The sequence below is a fragment of the Microbacterium sp. 22195 genome, assembly GCF_052056515.1.
Lineage (GTDB): Bacteria > Actinomycetota > Actinomycetes > Actinomycetales > Microbacteriaceae > Microbacterium.
In genome coordinates this window covers 215,389-236,213 of record NZ_JBQEPE010000003.1, presented here as the reverse complement: position 1 = coordinate 236,213, position 20,825 = coordinate 215,389, and the positions used below count along the sequence as shown (strand labels likewise).

Below are 20,825 nucleotides of genomic sequence, written 5' to 3'. Positions count from 1 at the left end.
GCAAGAGGCATCCAAGCGGGAACGCCGCGCCCTGCGCGGCGCGGCGGGAATCGCCGTCTGTCGCGCCGCGATGGCGCGTTGATAGGCCTCGCCGCGGCGGCTGCCGGGGCGCTAGATGCTTACATGAGCGGCCACCAGTGCGTGTGCGACGTCCAATGGGATACGCTCCTGCTCGATACGCCGCACCCGTGACCAGCCGGCGTCTGCGAGGTCGAGGTAGAGCGCCCGCTCATCGTCGGTCAGGTGCTCAACCGCCCGCGGGGTGCGGGACTGAAGTGCTCGTCCACCCTGGTCGACGTTCGTGCCGAACCTCTCCCAGCGAGCGAATGACTCACGGTCCATGAGGATTGAGCGAGCGGGAACCCCAGCAGCACGGAATCCGTCGAGTATCTCGAGCCCGTCGGCATCCATGTCCCCCCAGTAGACGACTGCGGGTGCCTCGGTGATCCAATCGAAGGCTGCAATCGTCGTACCGCCCTTGCCCACGCCCTCCACGCTGATGGCGCCGGGCAGCGCGGGGAAGTTCACCGCGGTGTCCTTGTTCTCGGAGATGATCACCACCTGCGGTGAGTAGGCCGGTGCGAACTGGTCGCCGATCGTGGCGCTGTCATGGCGGCGGCCGCCGCGGCCCAGATATCCGGGGTCGAGGTACGTGAAGTGGATCCTTGACGGATGGTTCGGGGCCAGCTCCAGGCTGTCTCGCCCGGAGAGCGCCGCGACCAGGTGCTGACGAGTGTTCAGCCACTTGGCGTGGAAGCCTTCCAGGGGCACCTGGCGGGGTGTGAGCCCTGCCGCGGAGTTCTCTCTGAACCAGGCGCCGGCGCGAAGGAGCAGCGCGAAGTCCACATCGTCGAACCCGTCGACGAGGCGCAGCAGCCACCCTCGCTTCGTGAACGTCGGGAATCGCTCTCCAAGCGCTTGGTTCCGGGCGATCCCGCGCTGGAGGCGTACCTGCCACTCTCCGCTCAGGAGTCTCGCCGCGTCCTCGATCGAGCGCACCACGAAGTGCGACGGGATCGAGTGCGAGATGCCACCGATCCGCCGAGTTCGCTCGTCCAGTACCGCATCCTGATCGGAGGCCCACCCGCGCCACCTCGACACCTGCTCGACGACGCTGGCGAAGTCCTCGCTCAGTGCACTCGACGACCCTGACGACAGAGGGAACCGATGCGGCCACATGGGCGCACCGCCTTCGCCCGTGATCTCTTCGGCCCACGTGCGCTCCATACGGCGCTCGATGAGGCGGACAAGATCAGCGGGTGTCTTCACGCGCCTCCTCCTCGCGCGGCATCCGTCGCGCGCATCTCCAGAACGTACGAACGACCTGTGCTGAGCACCTTCGCGATTTCCACCACGACGTCGGCATGCGGCTCGAGCGCCGGCGCCTTATCGATCGGTGCGCCGATGATCAGCTGGAACCCGAGGCCCTGCCAGGCCTGAACCGCGCGCGAGGTGAACTGGCCGTCAGCCTTGATGAAACCCTCATCGAGGAAGACCGGGGCGAACCGGGGGTGAGAGCGCTTTTGGTCGCCCAGCTGGAATCGCAAGGCACTTCCGACGATGAACGCGATGAGCTCCTGCATCTCCCCGCCGCTCTTGCCCTGCAGGGACTTGTAGATGCTCAGCGGCTTGCCATCCTCGCCCAGGCGCTGGGCGCTGATCTCCACGTGCCGGCGCACGTCGAGGAGCCTGTCACGGTCCACCAGCACCGCCATCTCGCGCGGAAGGCGCACGTCATCCTTGCGACGGATCTGCGCGATGAAGCGCTGCAGGTCCTTGAAGCGCTTCTCCAGCTCCTCTTCATCGAGGTGAGCGGTGGCCATCGACGCATGTCTGCGTAGATCAGTTCGGAAATTCGTGACGTGCTCAGGCTTGAGCCGGCGCATGTCGATGTAGAGTCTATCCTCCGTCGCCCCGAAGGGCAGGTCGCGCAGGATCTGGTTGATCGGATCCAGCCGGTCCTCGATCTCCTCGATCGCGGAGTTCAACGAGCCGAACAGTTGCTGAAGGTGCTCGCCGCTCCATGCCAGCACGCGGTTGCGCCACTCCTCACGACGCTCACGCAACCCGGAGCGCACGATCTGCTCGTAGATGGCCGCGTAGTCATCGAAGAAGTCGATGCTCACGCCGAGGTTCGCATCGTTCCAGGAGGACTGGTACCTCTTGAAGGCCCCCTCGATCTGCGTCCTCAGCCGCGATACCTGCTCGCGGGCATGCTCCGCCCGGGCGCCGAGTTCCCGACGCACTACGTTGAGCGTCCGAGCGAACGAGGCCGGTACATCCGGCTCGTCACCGAGCATCGCCGCCCACATCCGATCCAGGTCGGAAGCGAGCTCGTCGCGGATCGTCACGCCGTCTGCGTCGAGCTGGGCGATGACCGGGTTGACCTGATCCTCCTGGTCCACGAACTTGCTGTGGGCCTTATCGAGCTCGCTGATCTGCTGGCTGCGCAGATATCCCTCGCGCTTGAGGCTCTCATGCTGCTCGGCAAGCTCGGTGATCTGCCGGTCCAGTTCGGCGAGCACGTCGTTGTTGTCGCGGATCTCATCCCGGCGCCGCTCGAGCGCGCTCTTCGCCTCGACCGCGCTGGCGACGTCGATGTCCGTCCACACCTGGTCAGCGATCCGCGATGCCGCCTCCTTCTTCGAGGCGAGGGTCGTGCGCTCACGATCTAGACGATCCGCGTCGGCGTTGATCGTCTCGATCTGGCTCTGCAGTTGCTCAAGGTCGCGCTCGAGCTCTGCTCGAAGATCCGCGTTGTCGAACCCGATCACGTTCCGGCGCGACTGGCGGCCGTGGCTGCCGCTTGAACCCCGCCTGCTCTGCCCCTCGCGGGTGATGCGCAGGTCGTCACCGCCCAGCTGCTCCGGGTTCTCCACGCACAGAGCGTTCCGCGACGGATCGGCGACGTAGTCGGTGACCCAGCTCTGGTACGGCGACTCCTTGAACTGGAGCTTGCCCGCGATGCGGTCAGGCTCGAGTATGAGCTGCTTCTGCTGAGTGGTGCGCCGCACGGCCTTGAAGTTCAGCCGTCCGTGCAGCTTCAGTGGGTTGATCGCACGAGAGAAGTGCTCGAAGTGCTCATAGGGCACGAGCATCAGCCGTGCACCGCTGAACAGCGACACCTCGATCGAGGTTCGCCACTGTTCCTCGTCCGGAAGCACGTCGAGCAACTCGGCGACGAACGGAAGATCCGCGACATCAATCCCCGAGGCGCGTGCAGCCTGTTCACGCATCTCATGGAGATACTCGTCGACCCGGCCCGAGCGGTTCTCGAACGAACCGAGTTCCCGGGTGATCTCATCGCGACGCTGGATCAGCGGTCCACGACCGACGATGAGGTCGTCACGCTGGTTCTTCACGCGCATCTCCGCGGCTGCGAAATCGTCGAGCAGAGCCCGGCTCTCCTGTTGCGCGTGCCCAAACGACTCATGCGTGGTCAGATCGGCCCCGAGCGCCGTGGTCGCTTTCACGAGGGTTGCCCGGCGCTCCTCGCGGATACGGATGGAGCTGGTTGCCTCACGGATCTGCGTGTCCAGCTGCACGAGCAGATCGCCGCCGGCCTCGCTGTGCGCCTTGCGGGTCTCCTCGAGCTGCCGTCCGACGGCATTCTCGTTCTCCGTGTGCCTAAGCAGCTCCTCGCGGAGTGCGCGCGCGTCGTTCCGGTTCGCCGTCACGGCTCGCTCCAGGACCTGGGACTGCAGCCGCAGCCGCCACAGCCCCGCGGGCGTTGCGTTCGAGTCGATCGATCCCAGCTCGTCGTCGTTGTCGATCTGCTCCTGCGCGGCGACAAGCTCTGCGTGCGCCTGGATGACAGGCTCGAGCAGCTCTGCGCGAGCCTGGGCGGTGAGCATCTCCTGATAGACGTCCTCGAGCTTGTCGAAGTGCTCGATCGCCGCGTCCGCCTTCGCGTAGGAGTCCGGGGTCTCGATGACGAGCTCCTTGTAGAGCCGGTCCACGGTGGAGATGTCTTCGCTGGCCTGGATGCGTGCGAGCAGACGGAGCGCCTTCGCGCCGTCGCCGCCGAGTCCGATGCCGAGCCTGACGTACAGCGTCTGGATGAACGAGGAGTAGGTTTCGTACTGCTGCAGCCCCGGCCACTGCGCCTTCATCTGCCGGGACGGGAAGTGCGCCTCACCGACCTGGGCGAACTGCTGCAGCTCCCGCAAATCGAACTCACCCGGGAACGTCATCGGACGGATCACCAGATCGCCCGGGCGGGCGGCTCGCGCCGGAGCGAAGTACGCCCTCATCGCGGTGAACATCTCACCTGCGGCGGAGATGAACGTCATCGCCACCGCACCCCAAGTCGGCTCATCGTTGCCGCGCATCACGCGGTCGACTACCTCTCCGTCGTCGAGGGTGTCATCGAGCTTTCCACGCAGGTAGCTGAGCAGGTTCCGCTGCTCAGCCGAGCGCGCCCGACCGCCACCCGAGTCATTGGAGGCGCCGTTGAACGGCACGTTCGGCGGCATCATCAAGGCGATGTAGGCATCCAGCAGAGTGCTCTTACCGGCTCCTGATTGGCCGCTGATGACGGTGACGTCGGGAGCGAACTGCACGCGCGCGGGTCCGTGGAATCCTCCCCAGTTCACCACCTGCAGCGTGTGCGCCCGCCACCGCGGCTCTGCGGAGTCCGCGGGGTCGAGCATCGATGTGATCTGGCTGACCAGGGTCATGACATCTCCTCTTCGGCCGACATGCGCTCAGTCAGCCACGCGAGCAGGTTGTTGAGGGTGGGAATCGGCATCATGGGCTCGATGGCCGGCGAGATCCCGTACACGCCGTCCTCGTCGGTCTTCGTCAGGAGCCCCGTGCTCTTGATCGTGTCGATCGCGCGCCCGGCGCGCTTGTCGTCCGAGGCCTGGTTAGTCGCGGATTCCGGACGGTTCTCGCGAAGGTGCTCGAGCATCTCGGAGCGGCTCACCCGCACACGGACCTCGCCGCGGGCTCGTTCGTTGCGCTCCCGCACGCGCAGATAGACCAGTAGCGCTGTCTCCTCCCGCTGCCAGGTGGCGTTGTATAGCAGCGTGGGAAAAACCCGTGATCCGGTCTCCGATGTCACCGGGCGCTTGTAGGCGACCTCCCGATCGTGGTTCACCTCCAGGGACAGGTAGAGGTCGTTGAGACGCTGCCCGATCGCCGCACCTGAGGCGATCACAGCCTTCCACTCCCGCGGATGGCTCTCCGAGGTGATGAACGGATTCTTCAGAAGCACGACCAGCGCTCGTCGCTCTTCGGGAGACAAGCCGCCGGCATCGCCGTCGAACTCCGCCACCGTCGACGACTCTGCGTCGTCCTCCGGCTCGAACGGCTCCGCGTCGTCCCAGCCGTCTTCGGGGACTTCCCCCACCTGCCCGATGATGCTCACAGCGGCTCCTCCTCAGCAGCGCGCCCCGGCGCGAGCACGGGAACGTCGAACCTCCGAGTCGACCCATCCGGGCGGATGGTCGTGTACTGCTCGGTCTCGGCAGCGCGCACCAGGCCCTCGCGGTTGATCGCGAGATGCAGCAGACCCAGGGCGTCCACCGGACGGCGCAGCTCGTCGGGAAGATCGGCGAACAGCTGGCCGAGGCTCCATCCCTCAAGCGGTATCCGCATCTCCGCCAGCGCCGCGTCCAGTTCCGCCATCCGCGGTCCGCCGTAGGTGCGCAGCTTCTCCAGTGACAGGCCCTCTGGGCGCTCATCACAGTCGCTGTCGTGGAGGTCGGGGAGTGCCGCCTCGTCTGAGGGGTCAAAGTACCGCTCCTTGAGGTGCGTGATGTCGAGGTGTCCTGGCAGCACGACCACATCGACCTTCTCATTGGGGCCTGCGACCGCGAGCCATGCCGCCGTCGCCTGCTCGAGTGAACGCAGCACCCGGTCGAGTTCACGGTCCTTCGAGGCATCGTGGGTGGTGATGTACGTGCGAAGAACGTCGGTGATCCGGCTTCGCTGCTCGAGCACGGAGTCCAGACCTTTCCTCATCAGCGGCACGATGCCCCTCAGGTCGTCGCGGTCACGATCGATCAGGAGGTCCTCGCCATGATCGATGAGCGTGGTGATGTCGCTGCGGAGCTGGCTGAGCAGGTCGTCGTTGCGCAGCAGAGCGAACGCGCCATCGAAGGCGCGACCCTCCGGTGTCGCCGTGATCAGGGTGTCGATGCGCTGCAGGTAGCGATCGATGACCTCGCCAGGCACCCGACGCTCTGCCCGGAAGTCATCGAGTATCTCGGCGCGCACGCTGCGGAACGCCTCCTCCACGCGCTTGAAGTCGCTCGGCAGCTGCGCCACCAGCGACAGCAGCTCGTCGAAGCCCTCCACGAGGCGGTCCTCGCTCATGGGCGTCACCTCACCGCCGGCCATGAGTCGGTCGCGCTCCACGGTGAGCTGGGTGATCTCCGCGTCGAGAATGGCGATGCGCGATTGTGCATCCGGGTTGGACTCTCGGTTAATGCGCCTGGCGGTGGCGACAATGTTCGCGATCCGGTGCTCGCTGAGCCCCGTGCGCTCCTGACGGATCGTCGTGATGAAGTCGAGCGCCTGCTGGGCATGAGAGGTCAGTGAGTAGACGTCATCCCCGTCGGCGGTGGTCGAGCGGATGAGCCACTGCTTGGCCATCCACCGCAGGCACACCTCGCGCCCGGTTCCCGTAGGCGCCTCCGCGGCATCCGCGCCGGCGACGGCTGTGGTTGCGAGACCCGAGCCGGCGACCTCCGCGAGCATGTCCTGCACGTTCACGTGCAACCGCGCCGCGGGGATCTGGCGCACCTCTCGTGAGAAGCAACTGCCAAGGATCGCGACGATCACAGGCGCGTGCCGCTGGCTCAGCAGCGAAAGCGTCGGCTGCTTGAACGCGCTCAACGCACGCACGAACTCCCCGCTGACCTCGCTCACGACTTTCCCCTCGCTGCTACGTATACCCCTCGCGCTCAGCATGGCAGAAGGCACCGACTTTCCCGCCCACAATAGGGTTTCGCTCAGAGACGAACGGATCCATCGCCGCGTTGGTACGGCAGGTCTTCCCCGACGCTCACCGGCGTGACGCCCGGGTGTCGGAGACGAGTGAGCCGACCGGCTGGGGCTCGACGCCGCCTTCTCGGTGTCGGCCCATCCCGCTATTGTTTCGCCTGGCGCAAGCGAGTGAAGCCGTGGTTTGGGCACCGCAAGATCGAGACCATCACAGTCATCGACCGAGCCCCGACGCTCCGCGGGACTCTCTAACGGCCACCGGCACAAAACCCGCACAGGCCTCGTGAGCGGCGCGTTTCGTTTCGCTGTGCTCGCTCAACGGCTGGATGCTGCGGAGTCGTTAAGACCAGTCAGGGCACCAGAGGTGAGCACCGCAGAGCCCTTCCGCGCCAGGGCAAAGCAAAACCCTCGCGATGTAGAAGCTACGCGAGGGTTTCTGGGCTGATTGTAATGATCAGCCTTGTGGCTCCGACCGGCATCGATCCGGTGACCTTTCGATTTTCAGTTTCACGATCCTGTCGAGAGCGACTTGAAATCGGGCGTATCGTGTGTATATGCTGTCGATATCGACAGGTAGCAACCGCTACCGACCGATGACTAAGGATGCACCTCACGGTTGCACCCACTTTCCTTGGCCGGAAGGAGCAGTGATGATCCGTCAGCGGAACATCCGTAGAAGACCGACTCACGTTGGAGTGACCAATCAACAGATGTGGTCAGCACACGGAAGAAGAAGACTCAGGCGGGCAGCTTGCCCGCCTGACGAGAGGAGTCGATATGGGAACCGAACAGGACTACCAGGCGTTCGTGAAGGCAGCGATCATGCTCGCCACTGCTGTCGACGTGGCCGACCAGATCGCAAACAACCCCACCTTCCTGGCGGACCGTAGCCCCCGAGCGAATCGTCTTCGCGAGATCCGGCACGCCGAAGACCTTATCGAGTTCCGGGAGGCGTACGCGCAGTGGGTCGGAAAGGACGGTCTCGCGTGAGTCGGAACCGCATGGTGCAGTCTCTCACGCGCAAGCTTGATAGGCGCGCCCAGTGAGGGGCAAAGGCGAAGGGGCGATCTTCCAGGACAAGCGGGGGCTGTGGACGGCAGTCATCGAGCTGCCGTCCCACGATGGGAAGAACCGTCGCCGCAAGTTCATCCGCTCCAAGTCGAAGACGGAACTCCTTGCCAAGTACAACAAGGCGCGGCAAGAACTCGAACAGCGCGGCGACCTTCCGACGAAGGTTCTCACCGTCGAGCAATGGTTCAACTACTGGCTGGGACAGGTAGTCGCGAAGCGGGTCCGACCTGGGACATTCAATGGGTACAAGTCGGTAGTCACGCAGCACATCGTCCCCGGCCTTGGCGCTGGCACGAAGCTCGACAAGATCACGGCATCGGCCGTTCGTCGCGTGCATGCATCCGCAGAGAGCGTCAACGGGTCATCCACCTACGCCCTCAACGCGCACCGGATCATGTCGGCGTCGTTCGAAGTCGCCGTCCGTGAAGGTCGTATCTTCCGCAACCCGGCGAAGCTCGTCGAAGCGCCACTCAGGAACGTCACGAACCTAGATGTCCTCAGCGCCGACGAAGTGCGCCAGTTCATTGCTTACGCGCGCACGCAGCCAGGCGGGGTCAGGTGGATCGTCAGTGTCATCACGGGCGCGCGGCGTGGAGAGGTGATCGGGCTTGAGCGCGACCGTGTGGGGGATGTTCTAGATCTGTCGTGGCAGTTGCAGCGGCTGCGCCGCGATGACGACGGCAATCCTATTGCGCCCGCGAACTTCGAGTTCCGCCACATCCGCGGCGGTCTCTATTGGACGCGCCCCAAGTCGCGTGCAGGATGGCGCATCATCCCCCTGGTCGGAGACCTGCGCACGTATCTGATGGAACATCTCGAGCAGGAGCCCGAGAACCCGTGGGGGCTCGTGTTCACAGAGGATGGACGACCGCGCGACCCCGACCGGGATACGAAAGCATGGAACACGTTCGTCGAGGGAATCTTCCCGGGCCGAAACATCCGGCTTCATGACCTGCGGCACACTGCAGTGGACATGCTCTATCTGAGCGGTGTCCCCGAAGACCTCATCATCGAACTGGTGGGGCACTCGTCGCGTTCCATGTCGCGCGCCTACAAGAGCGGGACGAACCTTGAGCGGAAGCGCATCGCGATGGCGACGATCGGTGAGGCTTCTAGGCCACTTGATCCAGGACGTACGCACGAAATAGGCGCGTAGTGACACCAAGCTCTGCGACGATCCGCTGCTCGTCCGGGCACCACTCATACAGGTCGGCCAGTTCGTCCGGGGAAATCAGATTCCTCGCGGCGAACCGGTCGGCCTGATTTTCGTATTTCGGACGGTCGTCAAGGTGTTGGAGGACGCCGTGCCCGAGCTCATGAGCGAGCACGAGCCGCTGTTCGCCGGCCCGGAGACGGTCGCTGATGAGGATCTGGTTGTACTCGGGGAACCATCGACCGTGCGCGGTTCGCAGGCGCCGCACGACAACCTCAATGCCGAGGTTGTCGGCGTGCGCCCACGGGTCGTACGCGCGGCCTCTAAGGGGTGTCGGGTTCGTCGAATCCGATTTCAGGATCAGTGTTCGCTGCACTGCGCTCACTCTCCATCTCATCTTCCGTCATGTCAGCTGGGGTCTTCTTCTTGCGGTGTGCGTCGAGGCTAGCGACACCCTCCGACACGCGCCGCTCCTCAGCCTCGGCCTCTTCGACAATCTCTGTGATGACCTTGGCCGGGTCGATACCGATTGCGCGCGACAGCATCACCAGGTCTGTGGCAGTGATGGGCGCGTTCCCTTTGAGTTTCTTCTGCAGGGTCGGCAGCGGGATGTCTGCGGCGGTAGCGAGTTCTTCTTGCGTGAGGCGCTTGCGCTTGTAGTACCCAGTGAGTACGTCTGCGGCGACACGGCTGATGAGGGGCTGCGTGGGCGACATGCCTATCAGTCTAGATTCTTCTCCTGTCTGGATCGACAGGAAAACTTTCCATAACGGCTTGCACCTCGCGTCATCGGCGTGTAGCCTATCGATATGGACAGGAAGCGCACCGAAATCGGTATTGCGAGAAGAGTTGACCTCGCGATCCGCGAGGCAGGCTCTGACGTTCACAGCGTCGCACAAGCCGCCGACATCACCACCGCCGAGTTGGAAGAACGCCTCGAAGGGCGTGCTCCCTTCCTTCTCGGCGAGCTGGTGCGTGTCGGCGGCTTTCTGCGTGTACCCGTAACTCGATTCGTGGAGGTGGCCGCGTGAGCGCGGAGAAGAAGACTGACGGCAGAGGGCCGAGCGTGCTGACTGTGGCTGAGGCGGCGGAAGAGGTTCGCCTGTCTGTCGACTCGGTGCAGAAGGCGATCAAGAACAACGATCTGGCCGTGAAGTACTACGGAACGAAACCGCTGGTGAAGTTCACGGAGCTCATGCGGTGGTTCGACAGCCTCCCTGATGAGAAGCCTGAGCGTGCAGCGTGATCCTCTCGGCTTTCGGATTCGTGTTCTTGGCGGTGGTGGTTCTGACGCCGGCTGTCTGGTTCGCGTCATGGCTTGACCGGGCTCCGGTTGTGGAGGAGTTCGCGGATGACGTTTCGGTCCTGGATCTGAGGGACCGTCCGACCGGCTGATCCCCGTCAAACGATCCGGCTCTACCTGCATCGCTTGTGGGTAGCGCTACTCGGCGTACCTGGAAACGGGTCGCTTCAACTGAATCCCGGGCTATCCCCTTGCGGCAGAACATGATCCGGGCCAATCGAATATCACTAACCGGTGAAGATATGCCGTCGACCACGCCAACGGTCGGGGGACACCCCCAGATGGGGGCTGCACGGATGCGAGAAGCCCTCTTGTGGGGTGGACGGGTGACGTGTGGTGCACGAGAACGAATGGACCGTAGCGCAGGCGAGCGCAGGCCTCTCAGGAACGTAGCCGGGTGGGTCGAAGGAAAGAAGTCTCACGGAGCTACGGGGGCGGGCATTCACCATCGCATTCGCGGTGCCTGCTGCTACACGATCACGAGCCGGGTAGGTGCCTGGTTGCGACTGGTTAGGAACGGACGTGAGAAAGCCCTGCCCCACTGCTGGTGGCGTCGGTTCGCGGCCGAGCAGGGCACAGGAGGTAACGAAATGAACCCATGGTGGAGGAGCAGAAATGTCAACACGTATCTTGGCCCGATCCCGACGGCTTCCCCGTCCGATCATCTCGCCCAGGGCGGGGGACATCGGGGAGGAACGGAAGCACATCGAGCTGGAGCCGTTGGAAATCCCGGCCCCGCGGACGGTCCCGGAGCAGGAACCGGTGCCCGCATGAGCATCGATGAGTTCTCTGGCATTGATCAGATGATCGACCCGGCACTTCAGGAGGTCGGGTTCGCTGTTGGTGTGGTGCGGGGTGTCCGCGCATTCAACGTGGACAAGCTGGGGCGCCTGCGGGGTGTGACGTTCCCGCAGGTGTGGATGCCGGGAGAGAACCAGGCGGAGTGCAAGCGGAACGAACGGGACATCTACCAGATCACGTACCGCGCCGTGTTGAACCTCTCGCAGGGAGGGTATGCGACGCCGATCCGTGAACCCGAGCCTGAACCCACGAAGCCGCATGCGATGAACAGTTGCAATCACGGTTTCTACGCGTACTACGACGGGTCCAACGACTACCACGACCCCGACAGGGTGAACGCGGTCATCGAGGGTTACGGGGAGACGGTCATCGGTTCGCGAGGGTTCCGGTGTATGAAGGCCCGAATCATCGCCATGCACATTCCGGACACGATGACGGAGTTCAAGGCGCGCATGGTGGCACGCAACTATCCGGATGTCGCGGTCCTCGAGTCGTTCGAGCAGATGGTGGCCGAGTTCCCGCCTGACGCGGCGGGGAATGAGATCACTCCGGATAATGACCCAGACTTCTGGACGCGGCCCGCGTGAAGGGGCAAGCCCCCGTGCCGTGAGGTTAGGGATGCGCGCGTGCGAATCGCGCCGGGGGCACAGCGGTATCGGGGGATATCGCTATCTGCCGCTCACTGGGGAGTTGCAGCGGCATGGCCCGGGACTAGGGGCGTCCCGGGCCTCTTTCATCTTTCAAGGGAGGACGGCATGAGAGCTCGAGATCCAAGAGAGCGTTTCTGGGAGAAGGTCGACAAACGCGGCGACTGCTGGATCTGGACGGCCTGCGTTTCTCCCGATGGCTACGGCAACCTCGGCGTCTATGGACGCGTAGTCCGAGCCCATCGTTTCTCCTACGAGATTCACCATGGACCCATACCGGCGGGTTTACAGGTCGACCACCTCTGCCGGAACCGCGCGTGCGTCAGACCTGAGCATCTCCGGCTCGTGACAAGCGCTCAGAACAGTCAACACAGGGGCCTCGCGGCGCGCCGCGGCGGAAAGAACCCTTACCGAGGCGTCTACCGACATGTCGATGGCCGGTGGACGGCTCGCTTTGGGCTCAATGGCGTTGAGCACTATCTCGGGATCTTCGATACGGCCGAGGAAGCGAACGAAACGGTAATCGCTGCTCGAGCTGAAGCGCTCCCCTTCGATTGGGAGGCGCAGAAGATGCGCAAACGGGGCAGGTCGGTCAGATGATCACGCACCCGCCGATCTTCACGGCTCTCTGCAGTCGCCTCCCGCCACGTCACCCGGTGAACGTTCTCGCACGCCGGCTCGCTTTCCTCGAGGACCGCATCGCAGTACTCGAAACCCGTCTTGTTTACCGCCCGCGCGGGTGGAACGAACCACACGAAAAGGACTACTCATGACCCAGTTCAGCATCCGCCCGCAGCGCAACCCGACGAACCCGATCCTCCTGGCGTTCCGCGGACGTGAAGACCCGCACAACATCTACGCGATCCGCCAGTGGATCAACTTCATCATCTTCGGCTGGGACGGCACGATCTGCCCAGCGTCGCAGGAACACCAACAGCACGCCGCGCGGGTGCTCATGCGCTTGCAGTACCAGTCCACGGTCCGAGACGCCACCGACAAGGAGAACTGACATGACCGCGTTCAATCCTCTCCACTTGACTCACACGGATGACCCGGACGAGTCGAAGCTTGCGGTGATCAACCTGTCCGGTAACGCGTCCGAGAAGGTGATGCACGTGCTGGTGGACATGCTCGATCAGCACGGCCCGCAGACCCCCGCCGAACTGGAACGCAGGTATTTCCAGAACCGGGAACGTTGGGACTGGCCTGTGGTCGCGTTCTACAGCATCCACCGTCGCGTGTCCGAGCTGAAGAAGCATGTGGGGGTTCTGATCGCGGTCGGTAGGAGAGACGGGGCACAGCTGCTCAACCTTGCCGACAACGCCAGACAGGCCCACATGGACATCTCGGACTACTGGCGGAAGGACACGGCATGAGCCTGTACTACGAAGACGAGTACGTAGAGCTGCACCACGGCGACTGCAGAGCGGTGCGCGGTTGGACGCGAGCCCAGGTGCTTCGTCACCGACCCGCCCTACGGCATTGGATGGAAGAAAGGCCGCAATAAGGCTGCGAAGTCGAAGGCGCACGACGGAATCCAGAACGACCAGGACACGGGCGCACGCGATGAGGTACTCGAGATGTGGGGGGACCGCCCGGCCGCTGTGTTCGGGTCATGGCGCGCCCCGGCGCCGAAGGGCGTCAAGCAGACGCTCGTGTGGCGCAAGCCCGTCGACGCCGGAGTGGTCGGGAGTACGACCGGATTCCGCAACGACACCGAACTCGTATTCCTTACTGGCGCATGGCCGAAGCGCCCTGCGGAGAGGTCGTCGGTGCTCACTACCGACGTTGGGATGCACAGCTATCTGAACGGTCACCCACACGCGAAGCCGGTCCCGGTCATGCAGGCGTTGATCGAGATGACGGACGGGCTGATAGCTGACCCGTTCGCAGGCTCGGGTTCAACGCTGGTCGCGGCGAAGCTCGCGGGCCGACGCGCTGTCGGCGTGGAGCTCGAGGAGAAGTACTGCGAACTGATCGTGAAGCGCCTGTCGCAGCAGGCGTTCAACTTTGGGGGTATCTGACATGGGCGCTGCCATGATCCCGTTCGACCGGTGGTTGGTCGGCGCGGAACACATCAACGGTGGCGAGTTGGACCCGACATCCGCGCGTACGGCGTGGGAGAAGGGCATGACCCCCGACGAGTACGTGACATCCCTGAACCCGCCATGCCCGACCTGCAAGATCCCGGGCGCACCAGCACACGAACCATCCCGCAAATGCCACAACGGCGGGACACGAACACATTGCAGCTGTAGAGCCTGCTTCGGATAGGAGGACGAAATGCAGTCGATTGAGCAGTTGGAGAAGCGTCTGCAGATCGAACAAGACGCACTCGCACGTGCCGACCTGTTCGGGAACCAGATCGCACAAGCCGTGTACCGGGAAGGTGTCGCACGGGCCGAGAAACGCCTACACGACGCACGTGTCAGACAGGGGGATTACTGATGGCCCGCTGGACAGCTAAGAAGCCCATCCGAGCCAAACACCGTCGCGTGTTCGGGCGGCTGTGGTGCCGGTACACGTGCGGTACATGCGGGTCGCGATCATGGTGGACGCGACCCCTCGGTGCGTCCATTTGGATCACCCACCACCGAGACAAGTCGCCTACCTGCTATCGGAAGGAGCCGTGATGCGATACCGGGTCCACCAGTCATCCCTGGGGTCATGGTTCGTGTACGCGGGCACCCATGTTCTCCACATCTACCCGCAGACCATGTGGCGTCAAGCACTCAACGCGGCCATTGATGCCGCCACCGTCGACCGGATGGAAGCAACCGCATGAACAAGAACAGGAGCGAGATGACTGATCTGTTCCGTGGCGAGTCCGAGCCTGTCGCGACGAACCCGATCCTGCGCGGTGTGGACCTCGCGATGGACCGCCTAGTGCGCCGCGATTGCTTCACGACTCGCACGATGGAGATCCTGGACGAGTTGCGCGCCGAGGTGCTGGGCGTGACAACGCAAGCGGAGGTGCGAGCGCACTACGCCGAAACCGTCGAGGGTGTTGTGTGCTCGTACTGCGTGCGTCGCCCTGCCGTTGGGATCGACGAAGACGGCGACTCGATCTGCGCATCGTGCGCTGTCCCAGATCGCCCGATCCATCATGAGGAATGGTGCCACATGGTCACCGGGTGCACGGAGCCGAACCACTGCACATGCGAGCACGACCGGACTCCGGTCCGCCCGGACGGGAGTGAGCGATGAGCGAGTACGTCTGCCCGGGATGCCGGGACAGCAACATGGCGGACGAGTGCTGGCACGACGAGAAGACCTGGATGCTGGCGGAGGCTCTATCTGTTGGGCTTCCCGGTGGTCCCGCGACGTGGGGCGATCCAGTGAAACGGGCATGGGCATTCATAGACGATGCCGAAGCCCTGATGGGCGACGTGGGCGACCCGCCTTACGCGGTGTCGATGTTCCATCCGGGAGGGCATGCGCCATTCACGACGGTTGGCCTGGTGAACGGACGATACCTGTTCGCCGTGGACGAGGAAGCGACGTTCATCGGGGATGTCTGCGACGACCAGGGGCGCGCGCAGCTCGTGATGACAGACCGCCCGAACCGGAGTGAGGAGACACGATGAGCACGCACACCCCGATCACGATGCCGATGCTTGCCGAGAGCGGATGCGCGGTGGAGGACTGCGAGCACGAGGACGAGTGCCCGACGTTTGACGCCGTGGTCTGCTTCGAGTGCAACGCGGCTGCGCAGGGGAGTACCGAGCCCGGCGACTGGGAAGGCCCGCCCGCGTCGTGCCCGCTCTTCGGAACTGGAGTCCCGCCCGAGCAAGTGGCCGGTCTCCTGTCGGCGCTCACCGTCCCCAACCGCACGGACGGGAGCGAGCGATGAACGAACGCAAATGGGCTGACGAGTACGAAGAACACCGGATCGAACCGCGTCCCGGTGAGCGGATCACCTTCGACAACACGTACGGGAAGGTTCGTCTCGACGAGATCCTCCTCCATGACATGTCCGTGCACATCGAAGCGATGTCGAAACGGAACTACGTCATCATCATCCGCGGCGAAGGCAGGGAGCTTTACATCAACGCTCGCGACGTCTGGATCTACGAGTCCGAAGGCATCGCGGGGCTCACCCCTGAGGAGGAGAACAAATGACGATCTACACGGACATGCCCGAGAGAACCTATCACTCTCGGAGTGAGCTCAGCAGCACCGGAGCTCGTCTCATTCTCGACTCGCCGGCACGATTCAAGTACTGGCAGGAACACCCGCAACCACCCAAGGCAGTGTTCGATCTGGGGTCCGCTGCACACGCGAAGATCCTCGGTGTTGGTGCCAGCATCATCACTTACCCGCCCGAACACCTCACCCCGACCGGGAACATCTCAACGAAAGCGACAACGGTCGAGTGGGAGCAGGAGCAGCGGGCCAAAGGGCTCATCCCCATCACGGAGAAAGACGCACACCGGGTCGACCGGATGGCCGAAGCGGTACTCGCCGACGCTGATGCGAGACAGATACTCGAACGCATCCAGGGTCGGGAAGTGTCCATCATCCAGGACGTGCAGGGTGTGCCATGTCGCGCCCGGTTCGACCTATACGACGGGATCGACGCGGGCGACCTGAAATCCACCCGTGATGCGTCACCGCGCGGGTTCAACCGTTCCGTCGGATCGTACGGCTACCACATCCAATCCGCATGGTATTCGGACGTTCACTACGCCGAGACAGGCGACCAACTGCGGTCATTCAAGTTCGTTGTGGTGGAGGCCGCACCACCACATCTTGTCGCCGTGTACGAGCTCGATCCGATGTGGATGGATGTCGCCGCAGGGAAAGCATTCAACGCCCGCGAAACGTACCGGAAGTGCGTCGAGACGAACACGTGGCCCGGGTACGGCGCCGCAACCCTCACCGCCCCCACATGGGTCGTGTTTGAGGGTGATGAAGAGGAGATCAAGATCTGATGGCTGCATACAGCCGCCGCACGCGCACACAGGTGTTTCAGGAAGTGGCGCTCGAGTGGCCAACGAACGTAGCGGAGCTCGAGAAGGCAATCGCGTGCGCCCGTGGATCGCTCGTTCCAGGAAGTGAGCGTGATAACACTTTCACGGTCACATTCGATGACGAAGAACTGATCATCCGATGGGTGTCTGACAGCCGACTTGATGCGGTGGAGGCGTAGAGAATGGACGTTTCAGAAACGATCCTGGCGAAGTCGGACCAGGTGAATGCCTCTGACCTGATCGAACCCGTCATCGTGACAGTGGTCGACGTGAAGGCTGGCCCCGCGGATCAGCCAGTGCACATCATCACCGACAAGTACGGCAAAGACCGACCGTTCAAGCCCTCCAAGACGGTGCGTCGTGACCTTGCGAAAGCTTGGGGTACTGAAGCGAAGGCGTGGATCGGACGACAGATGGAGCTCTACAACGAGCCGACCGTGCTCTGGGCGGGGAAACCCGTCGGCGGCATCCGGGTCAGCGCACTGTCGCACATCGAGAAACCAATTCAGACGGCGCACACGATCACCCGCGGGAAGTACCTCGAGGTGACCATCGGGGTCATCGCAACACCTGCCTTTGATGAGTCGGCGGTGGTGGATGTGCTCGCTGAGATCGCGAACGCCGATTCACTTCCCGGGTTGAAGGCCGTGTGGGATGTGGCGGGAGTGAAGGGTGTGCAGAAGCATCCCGATGTGGTCGCCGCAACCAACAAACGGAAGGCAGAACTGTCGTGATTGACATCGCAGATCGTGAGCCGCACGACGAGAAGACACCCGAGCAGACGATCGCTCACGTCATCCGAGAGTGGGAAGACGAATGGCAGCCGAATGCTCACATGCGCCCGTTAGCGGAACTGATCATCGAAGCACTCACGTACAAGGCGTACTTCGAGGGCGCCGAGGGTGCGTTGCGGTGGCTTGACCCGGCCACTGAGTACCCGACAGTCATGGAACGCATCGGACTGAAGTAGCAGCCACACCCTTTCGAGGACCGCACCCCATGTTTGGGTGCGGTCCTCTTCACATCTGTAGGAGGAACCGATGACACGAACACGTGCATCAGCGAAGAAAGCCGGCGCCGACTTCGAACGCAGACAGGCCGACTGGCTCGCCCACAGGCTCAACGACGACCGCATCGACCGGCGCGTGAAAACCGGCGCCAAGGACCGCGGCGACATTGGTGGTGTGCGTGTTCCTGGTGGGCGGGTGGTCATCGAATGCAAGAACACCGCGACCATGAGTCTTCCCGCCTGGCTGCGCGAAGCCGAGGTTGAGCGGGGCAACGACGATGCCGTGATCGGTGTCGTCATGCACAAGAAACGCGGCACCACCGACCCCGCGGAACAGTACGTGACCATGAGCGCCGAGATGTTCGCACGACTCATCGAACTGGGACTGGTGGCGTCGTGATGATATTCACGCTCACCACCCCGGCCCCGTGGATGGCAGACGCCCTGTGCGCGCAGGTAGGCGGCGAATTCTGGTTCCCTGAGCCGGGTGATTCGCGGTGTGCGGATAAAGCGCGACGCGTCTGCCAGTCCTGCCCTGTCCGTGACCTGTGCCTGCAACACGCGTTGGACACGAACGAACCAGACGGCATCTGGGGCGGTTTAACACCCACAGCCAGACGACGACTGAGGAGAGCGTCATGATCGGGCAGAGACCGGTGAAGCAACCGAAGAAGATCCCAGCGAAGAACCGTCGCATCGTCGAACGGCGATCAGGCGGTGTGTGTGAGTCGTGTGGTGACCGTCCCGCGAAGGACATCCACCATCGGCAGTACCTAAGCCGTGGCGGGTCTCATGATGTGCACAACCTCATTCACTTGTGCGGGTTCGGGAACACGAGCGGTTGTCATGGTCGCGCGCATCGCGACGGTGAGCGTGAGGGGTTGGCGATCGGCCGCGGGTACAGGTCGGAACTGCAACCGGTCCTGTATCGGGGCGTGTGGGTTCTCCCCGACGATGAAGGAAACCTTGAGCGGCTGTCGGAATCGGCAGCCGCTCTTCTATTCAACGGAGGTGATCCGCATTCCCTGGTTCAAAGTTGATGACCACTTCTGGTCGCACCCAAAGACTGCAGACCTGAGCGATGGCGCAACTGCCCTTTGGTTGCGTGCTGGATCATGGTCGGCGGGGCATCTCACAGACGGCCGAGTGCCTGTTTCGATGCTCCGAATGTTCCGCGCGAGACGCCGGTCAGCCGACGAACTTATCTCCGTGGGCCTCTGGTCGATCGATGGTGACGCGTTCGTCTTTCACTCGTGGCACGAGTATCAGCCCTCCAAAGCACAAGTTGAGAGTAAGCGTGAGGCCACAAGAAATCGCGTAAACGCTTGGCGAGAGAGGACTGGTAACGGCGTTACTAACGCGTCGCATGACGAAGACGGTAACGCCGCCCCCGACCCGACCCGACCCGACCCGACCCGACCCTCTATCTCTAACGAGATAGAGAACTCTTTGTCGCCGGATGAATCCGACGACCGCGGCGACCTCATACCGGACGATTGGCGACCAAACCAAGGTCACATCGACAAGGCGAACTCACTGCACCTCAACGTGCAGCACGAGTACCAGAAGTTCCGGGCGAGAGCAGAGCAGACTCAACGCCGGTTGAAGAACTGGAACACGGGTTTCACGAACTGGCTGCGCAAGGCCGCCGAGTTCAACCAGCAGAGACAAGGCGCTGCCCCGGCGCAGCCACGCAAACAGTCGAAGGCGGCGCAGAACGCCGCAGAGTATCGGCGCATCTTTGGAGGTGCAGATGAACACGCAGGAAGCATTCCAGCTATTGGCCCTGGCCTCAGCTCGTGACGGGCGAACAGTCGACATCGAGGTCGCCACGGTGTGGGCGGATGACCTGTCCGACATCGACCTGATCGAAGCGACCGAAGCGGCCCGTGAGCACTACCGCAACTCGGACGACTGGCTGATGCCGAACCACATCCGGGCCGGCGTGAAACGGGCGCGTGGTTCGTCGCAGCCTCCCGCGTTCCGTGAACTTCCGAGACCGGGACAGTTCGCGTCGGCCCCGTTGAACATGGCGGCGATGACGGCCGCCTACCAGTCCGGTGATCAGGTTGCGGTCGACCGGGAAGTCGCTGTCTACGAGCAGCAGATCGGGATGCGTGTGCACGCGCGACGGGTTGGGGAGGTGCCGCGGTGAGTCAGACGGCAAAGATCGAGGTTCCGTTGCGGGTGTGGGGTCGTCTCGCGTCCGAAGCAGACAACCGTGGCATCAGCATCGCTGATCTTCTCGTGGAAGCAGTGCGGGGCCTTGAGCGCCCAAGGCTGTCCCGGTCCGCGGCAGTGGTGGCGTTGGCGCGTCAGGGGTTCACGGACAGGGAGATCGCCGAGAAGACGGGCGAAACCATCAACTACATCAAGACGGCCCGACACAAGGTTGGGCTGCAGGCGAACAGAGACCGCGGACAGCGGAAGAACAAGGAGACGTCGTGAGCAAGGCAACCACCACAGTTGAGGGTTTCGTGGCGAATGAGCTCGAGGTTCGGGATGTGAACGGGCACCGGGTCGTGAAGGTCACCGTCCCGCACACGCCCCGCAAGTTCAACAAGCAGACGAACCAGTGGGAGGACGCGGGTGAAACGGCATGGTTCACGGCGTCGTTCTGGGATGAGCAGGCGGATGTGATCGTGGCGGGGGTTGCGAAGCGTGACCTTGTGACGATCACGGGTCAGCCGGTGCCGCGTGCGTATCAGAAGCAGGATGGTTCGATCGCGGTTGAAACGGATCTGAAGTTCGCGACTCTCGGTGTCATTCCGCGTCCTTCGGATCGGTCCCAGGGTCGCTCAGGAACGCCTAACGCACAGTCCACGTCCGATGAGCCATGGAGCACTCCGGGAGGCGCGCAGAGCGACGCGTGGAGCACCCCGGGCAGCTTCGGCGACGACACCCCGTTTTAGGAGCA

At 63.4% G+C, this 20,825-nt stretch carries 31 protein-coding genes; 25 read left to right on the top strand and 6 right to left on the bottom strand.

The window, feature by feature from the left end:
- Positions 1–111: 111 nt before the first annotated feature.
- The 4 genes from ACTJJ4_RS11850 to ACTJJ4_RS11835 are packed head-to-tail and all read right to left on the bottom strand — an operon-like array spanning position 112 to position 6,876.
- Positions 112–1,227 carry a Wadjet anti-phage system protein JetD domain-containing protein gene (locus ACTJJ4_RS11850; protein WP_440943654.1) on the bottom strand — a complete coding sequence of 372 codons (1,116 nt, stop codon included), beginning with the start codon at positions 1,225–1,227 and terminating at the stop codon, positions 112–114.
- A 38-nt stretch (positions 1,228–1,265) separates the two neighbouring features.
- Positions 1,266–4,679 carry an ATP-binding protein gene (locus ACTJJ4_RS11845; protein WP_440943501.1) on the bottom strand — a complete coding sequence of 1,138 codons (3,414 nt, stop codon included), beginning with the start codon at positions 4,677–4,679 and terminating at the stop codon, positions 1,266–1,268.
- Positions 4,676–5,371 (bottom strand): DUF4194 domain-containing protein, encoded by a 696-nt coding sequence (locus tag ACTJJ4_RS11840; RefSeq protein WP_440943500.1) that lies wholly within the window; start codon positions 5,369–5,371, stop codon positions 4,676–4,678. The genes ACTJJ4_RS11845 and ACTJJ4_RS11840 overlap by 4 nt, the downstream gene beginning before the upstream one ends.
- Positions 5,368–6,876, bottom strand: coding sequence for a DUF3375 family protein (locus ACTJJ4_RS11835; RefSeq protein ID WP_440943499.1), 1,509 nt, complete (start codon positions 6,874–6,876; stop codon positions 5,368–5,370). The genes ACTJJ4_RS11840 and ACTJJ4_RS11835 overlap by 4 nt, the downstream gene beginning before the upstream one ends.
- A gap of 852 nt (positions 6,877–7,728) precedes the next feature.
- On the opposite strand from ACTJJ4_RS11835, the gene ACTJJ4_RS11830 reads away from it, so the two are divergent.
- Complete coding sequence (locus ACTJJ4_RS11830) at positions 7,729–7,941, top strand: hypothetical protein (protein ID WP_440943498.1); 213 nt, start codon at positions 7,729–7,731, stop codon at positions 7,939–7,941.
- Between the two features lie 52 nt (positions 7,942–7,993).
- Positions 7,994–9,178, top strand: coding sequence for a site-specific integrase (locus ACTJJ4_RS11825; protein ID WP_440943497.1), 1,185 nt, complete (start codon positions 7,994–7,996; stop codon positions 9,176–9,178).
- On the opposite strand, the gene ACTJJ4_RS11820 is transcribed toward ACTJJ4_RS11825, so the two are convergent.
- Both ACTJJ4_RS11820 and ACTJJ4_RS11815 read right to left on the bottom strand, forming a co-directional pair.
- On the bottom strand, positions 9,135–9,560 hold the full coding sequence (locus tag ACTJJ4_RS11820) for an ImmA/IrrE family metallo-endopeptidase (RefSeq protein WP_440943496.1): 426 nt from the start codon (positions 9,558–9,560) through the stop codon (positions 9,135–9,137). The two genes, ACTJJ4_RS11825 and ACTJJ4_RS11820, sit on opposite strands and share 44 nt — an antisense overlap.
- Complete coding sequence (locus ACTJJ4_RS11815) at positions 9,499–9,891, bottom strand: helix-turn-helix domain-containing protein (RefSeq protein WP_440943495.1); 393 nt, start codon at positions 9,889–9,891, stop codon at positions 9,499–9,501. The genes ACTJJ4_RS11820 and ACTJJ4_RS11815 overlap by 62 nt, the downstream gene beginning before the upstream one ends.
- A gap of 93 nt (positions 9,892–9,984) precedes the next feature.
- On the opposite strand from ACTJJ4_RS11815, the gene ACTJJ4_RS11810 reads away from it, so the two are divergent.
- The 23 genes from ACTJJ4_RS11810 (at position 9,985) to ACTJJ4_RS11700 (ending at position 20,820) form a co-directional block, all read left to right on the top strand.
- Entirely contained in the window at positions 9,985–10,206 is a 222-nt protein-coding gene (locus ACTJJ4_RS11810) for a hypothetical protein (protein ID WP_440943494.1), read from the top strand.
- Complete coding sequence (locus ACTJJ4_RS11805) at positions 10,203–10,421, top strand: helix-turn-helix domain-containing protein (RefSeq protein WP_440943493.1); 219 nt, start codon at positions 10,203–10,205, stop codon at positions 10,419–10,421. Before ACTJJ4_RS11810 ends, ACTJJ4_RS11805 begins: the two co-directional genes overlap by 4 nt.
- Positions 10,422–11,248: 827 nt before the next feature.
- The gene (locus ACTJJ4_RS11800; RefSeq protein WP_440943492.1) at positions 11,249–11,866 is read left to right on the top strand and encodes a hypothetical protein; all 618 of its coding nucleotides are present in this window, start codon (positions 11,249–11,251) and stop codon (positions 11,864–11,866) included.
- A gap of 168 nt (positions 11,867–12,034) precedes the next feature.
- Complete coding sequence (locus tag ACTJJ4_RS11795; protein WP_440943491.1) at positions 12,035–12,526, top strand: HNH endonuclease; 492 nt, start codon at positions 12,035–12,037, stop codon at positions 12,524–12,526.
- A gap of 169 nt (positions 12,527–12,695) precedes the next feature.
- A complete protein-coding gene (locus ACTJJ4_RS11790; protein WP_440943490.1) occupies positions 12,696–12,935 on the top strand; it encodes a hypothetical protein in 240 nt (79 codons plus the stop codon).
- 1 nt (position 12,936) lies between these two features.
- Positions 12,937–13,302 (top strand): hypothetical protein, encoded by a 366-nt coding sequence (locus tag ACTJJ4_RS11785; RefSeq protein ID WP_440943489.1) that lies wholly within the window; start codon positions 12,937–12,939, stop codon positions 13,300–13,302.
- A 204-nt stretch (positions 13,303–13,506) separates the two neighbouring features.
- Entirely contained in the window at positions 13,507–13,950 is a 444-nt protein-coding gene (locus tag ACTJJ4_RS11780; RefSeq protein ID WP_440943488.1) for a DNA methyltransferase, read from the top strand.
- A 259-nt stretch (positions 13,951–14,209) separates the two neighbouring features.
- Positions 14,210–14,374 carry a hypothetical protein gene (locus tag ACTJJ4_RS11775; protein ID WP_440943487.1) on the top strand — a complete coding sequence of 55 codons (165 nt, stop codon included), beginning with the start codon at positions 14,210–14,212 and terminating at the stop codon, positions 14,372–14,374.
- A gap of 354 nt (positions 14,375–14,728) precedes the next feature.
- Positions 14,729–15,133 (top strand): hypothetical protein, encoded by a 405-nt coding sequence (locus ACTJJ4_RS11770; RefSeq protein WP_440943486.1) that lies wholly within the window; start codon positions 14,729–14,731, stop codon positions 15,131–15,133.
- Positions 15,130–15,513, top strand: a complete 384-nt coding sequence (locus tag ACTJJ4_RS11765; protein WP_440943485.1) for a hypothetical protein — start codon at positions 15,130–15,132, stop codon at positions 15,511–15,513. Before ACTJJ4_RS11770 ends, ACTJJ4_RS11765 begins: the two co-directional genes overlap by 4 nt.
- The gene (locus tag ACTJJ4_RS11760) at positions 15,510–15,779 is read left to right on the top strand and encodes a hypothetical protein (RefSeq protein ID WP_440943484.1); all 270 of its coding nucleotides are present in this window, start codon (positions 15,510–15,512) and stop codon (positions 15,777–15,779) included. Before ACTJJ4_RS11765 ends, ACTJJ4_RS11760 begins: the two co-directional genes overlap by 4 nt.
- Positions 15,776–16,048 carry a hypothetical protein gene (locus tag ACTJJ4_RS11755; protein WP_440943483.1) on the top strand — a complete coding sequence of 91 codons (273 nt, stop codon included), beginning with the start codon at positions 15,776–15,778 and terminating at the stop codon, positions 16,046–16,048. The genes ACTJJ4_RS11760 and ACTJJ4_RS11755 overlap by 4 nt, the downstream gene beginning before the upstream one ends.
- Positions 16,045–16,860, top strand: coding sequence for a PD-(D/E)XK nuclease-like domain-containing protein (locus ACTJJ4_RS11750; protein WP_440943482.1), 816 nt, complete (start codon positions 16,045–16,047; stop codon positions 16,858–16,860). Before ACTJJ4_RS11755 ends, ACTJJ4_RS11750 begins: the two co-directional genes overlap by 4 nt.
- Complete coding sequence (locus ACTJJ4_RS11745; protein WP_440943481.1) at positions 16,860–17,078, top strand: hypothetical protein; 219 nt, start codon at positions 16,860–16,862, stop codon at positions 17,076–17,078. Before ACTJJ4_RS11750 ends, ACTJJ4_RS11745 begins: the two co-directional genes overlap by 1 nt.
- 3 nt (positions 17,079–17,081) lie before the next feature.
- Positions 17,082–17,633, top strand: coding sequence for a hypothetical protein (locus ACTJJ4_RS11740; RefSeq protein ID WP_440943480.1), 552 nt, complete (start codon positions 17,082–17,084; stop codon positions 17,631–17,633).
- Entirely contained in the window at positions 17,630–17,869 is a 240-nt protein-coding gene (locus ACTJJ4_RS11735) for a hypothetical protein (RefSeq protein WP_440943479.1), read from the top strand. The genes ACTJJ4_RS11740 and ACTJJ4_RS11735 overlap by 4 nt, the downstream gene beginning before the upstream one ends.
- A 70-nt stretch (positions 17,870–17,939) precedes the next feature.
- On the top strand, positions 17,940–18,308 hold the full coding sequence (locus ACTJJ4_RS11730; RefSeq protein WP_440943478.1) for a hypothetical protein: 369 nt from the start codon (positions 17,940–17,942) through the stop codon (positions 18,306–18,308).
- Entirely contained in the window at positions 18,308–18,550 is a 243-nt protein-coding gene (locus ACTJJ4_RS11725; protein WP_440943477.1) for a WhiB family transcriptional regulator, read from the top strand. The genes ACTJJ4_RS11730 and ACTJJ4_RS11725 overlap by 1 nt, the downstream gene beginning before the upstream one ends.
- A complete protein-coding gene (locus tag ACTJJ4_RS11720; protein WP_440943476.1) occupies positions 18,547–18,948 on the top strand; it encodes an HNH endonuclease in 402 nt (133 codons plus the stop codon). The genes ACTJJ4_RS11725 and ACTJJ4_RS11720 overlap by 4 nt, the downstream gene beginning before the upstream one ends.
- Positions 18,920–19,711: a hypothetical protein gene (locus tag ACTJJ4_RS11715; RefSeq protein WP_440943475.1), complete on the top strand. Its 792-nt coding sequence runs from the start codon at positions 18,920–18,922 to the stop codon at positions 19,709–19,711. The genes ACTJJ4_RS11720 and ACTJJ4_RS11715 overlap by 29 nt, the downstream gene beginning before the upstream one ends.
- On the top strand, positions 19,662–20,063 hold the full coding sequence (locus ACTJJ4_RS11710) for a hypothetical protein (protein WP_440943474.1): 402 nt from the start codon (positions 19,662–19,664) through the stop codon (positions 20,061–20,063). Before ACTJJ4_RS11715 ends, ACTJJ4_RS11710 begins: the two co-directional genes overlap by 50 nt.
- Positions 20,060–20,356: a hypothetical protein gene (locus ACTJJ4_RS11705; RefSeq protein WP_440943473.1), complete on the top strand. Its 297-nt coding sequence runs from the start codon at positions 20,060–20,062 to the stop codon at positions 20,354–20,356. Before ACTJJ4_RS11710 ends, ACTJJ4_RS11705 begins: the two co-directional genes overlap by 4 nt.
- Positions 20,353–20,820, top strand: a complete 468-nt coding sequence (locus ACTJJ4_RS11700; protein WP_440943472.1) for a single-stranded DNA-binding protein — start codon at positions 20,353–20,355, stop codon at positions 20,818–20,820. The genes ACTJJ4_RS11705 and ACTJJ4_RS11700 overlap by 4 nt, the downstream gene beginning before the upstream one ends.
- The last annotated feature ends 5 nt before the right edge of the window (positions 20,821–20,825 follow it).

Excerpts from the sequence above, each read along its gene's own strand:
- ACTJJ4_RS11850 (WP_440943654.1), bottom strand. The coding sequence starts at position 1,227 with ATGGAGCGCACGTGGGCCGAAGAGATCACGGGCGAAGGCGGTGCGCCC.
- ACTJJ4_RS11845 (WP_440943501.1), bottom strand. The coding sequence starts at position 4,679 with ATGACCCTGGTCAGCCAGATCACATCGATGCTCGACCCCGCGGACTCC.
- ACTJJ4_RS11830 (WP_440943498.1), top strand. The coding sequence starts at position 7,729 with ATGGGAACCGAACAGGACTACCAGGCGTTCGTGAAGGCAGCGATCATG.
- ACTJJ4_RS11815 (WP_440943495.1), bottom strand. The coding sequence starts at position 9,891 with ATGTCGCCCACGCAGCCCCTCATCAGCCGTGTCGCCGCAGACGTACTC.
- ACTJJ4_RS11810 (WP_440943494.1), top strand. The coding sequence starts at position 9,985 with ATGGACAGGAAGCGCACCGAAATCGGTATTGCGAGAAGAGTTGACCTC.
- ACTJJ4_RS11800 (WP_440943492.1), top strand. The coding sequence starts at position 11,249 with ATGAGCATCGATGAGTTCTCTGGCATTGATCAGATGATCGACCCGGCA.
- ACTJJ4_RS11795 (WP_440943491.1), top strand. The coding sequence starts at position 12,035 with ATGAGAGCTCGAGATCCAAGAGAGCGTTTCTGGGAGAAGGTCGACAAA.
- ACTJJ4_RS11790 (WP_440943490.1), top strand. The coding sequence starts at position 12,696 with ATGACCCAGTTCAGCATCCGCCCGCAGCGCAACCCGACGAACCCGATC.
- ACTJJ4_RS11785 (WP_440943489.1), top strand. The coding sequence starts at position 12,937 with ATGACCGCGTTCAATCCTCTCCACTTGACTCACACGGATGACCCGGAC.
- ACTJJ4_RS11780 (WP_440943488.1), top strand. The coding sequence starts at position 13,507 with ATGTGGGGGGACCGCCCGGCCGCTGTGTTCGGGTCATGGCGCGCCCCG.
- ACTJJ4_RS11775 (WP_440943487.1), top strand. The coding sequence starts at position 14,210 with ATGCAGTCGATTGAGCAGTTGGAGAAGCGTCTGCAGATCGAACAAGAC.
- ACTJJ4_RS11770 (WP_440943486.1), top strand. The coding sequence starts at position 14,729 with ATGACTGATCTGTTCCGTGGCGAGTCCGAGCCTGTCGCGACGAACCCG.
- ACTJJ4_RS11765 (WP_440943485.1), top strand. The coding sequence starts at position 15,130 with ATGAGCGAGTACGTCTGCCCGGGATGCCGGGACAGCAACATGGCGGAC.
- ACTJJ4_RS11760 (WP_440943484.1), top strand. The coding sequence starts at position 15,510 with ATGAGCACGCACACCCCGATCACGATGCCGATGCTTGCCGAGAGCGGA.
- ACTJJ4_RS11755 (WP_440943483.1), top strand. The coding sequence starts at position 15,776 with ATGAACGAACGCAAATGGGCTGACGAGTACGAAGAACACCGGATCGAA.
- ACTJJ4_RS11750 (WP_440943482.1), top strand. The coding sequence starts at position 16,045 with ATGACGATCTACACGGACATGCCCGAGAGAACCTATCACTCTCGGAGT.
- ACTJJ4_RS11745 (WP_440943481.1), top strand. The coding sequence starts at position 16,860 with ATGGCTGCATACAGCCGCCGCACGCGCACACAGGTGTTTCAGGAAGTG.
- ACTJJ4_RS11740 (WP_440943480.1), top strand. The coding sequence starts at position 17,082 with ATGGACGTTTCAGAAACGATCCTGGCGAAGTCGGACCAGGTGAATGCC.
- ACTJJ4_RS11730 (WP_440943478.1), top strand. The coding sequence starts at position 17,940 with ATGACACGAACACGTGCATCAGCGAAGAAAGCCGGCGCCGACTTCGAA.
- ACTJJ4_RS11725 (WP_440943477.1), top strand. The coding sequence starts at position 18,308 with ATGATATTCACGCTCACCACCCCGGCCCCGTGGATGGCAGACGCCCTG.
- ACTJJ4_RS11720 (WP_440943476.1), top strand. The coding sequence starts at position 18,547 with ATGATCGGGCAGAGACCGGTGAAGCAACCGAAGAAGATCCCAGCGAAG.
- ACTJJ4_RS11710 (WP_440943474.1), top strand. The coding sequence starts at position 19,662 with ATGAACACGCAGGAAGCATTCCAGCTATTGGCCCTGGCCTCAGCTCGT.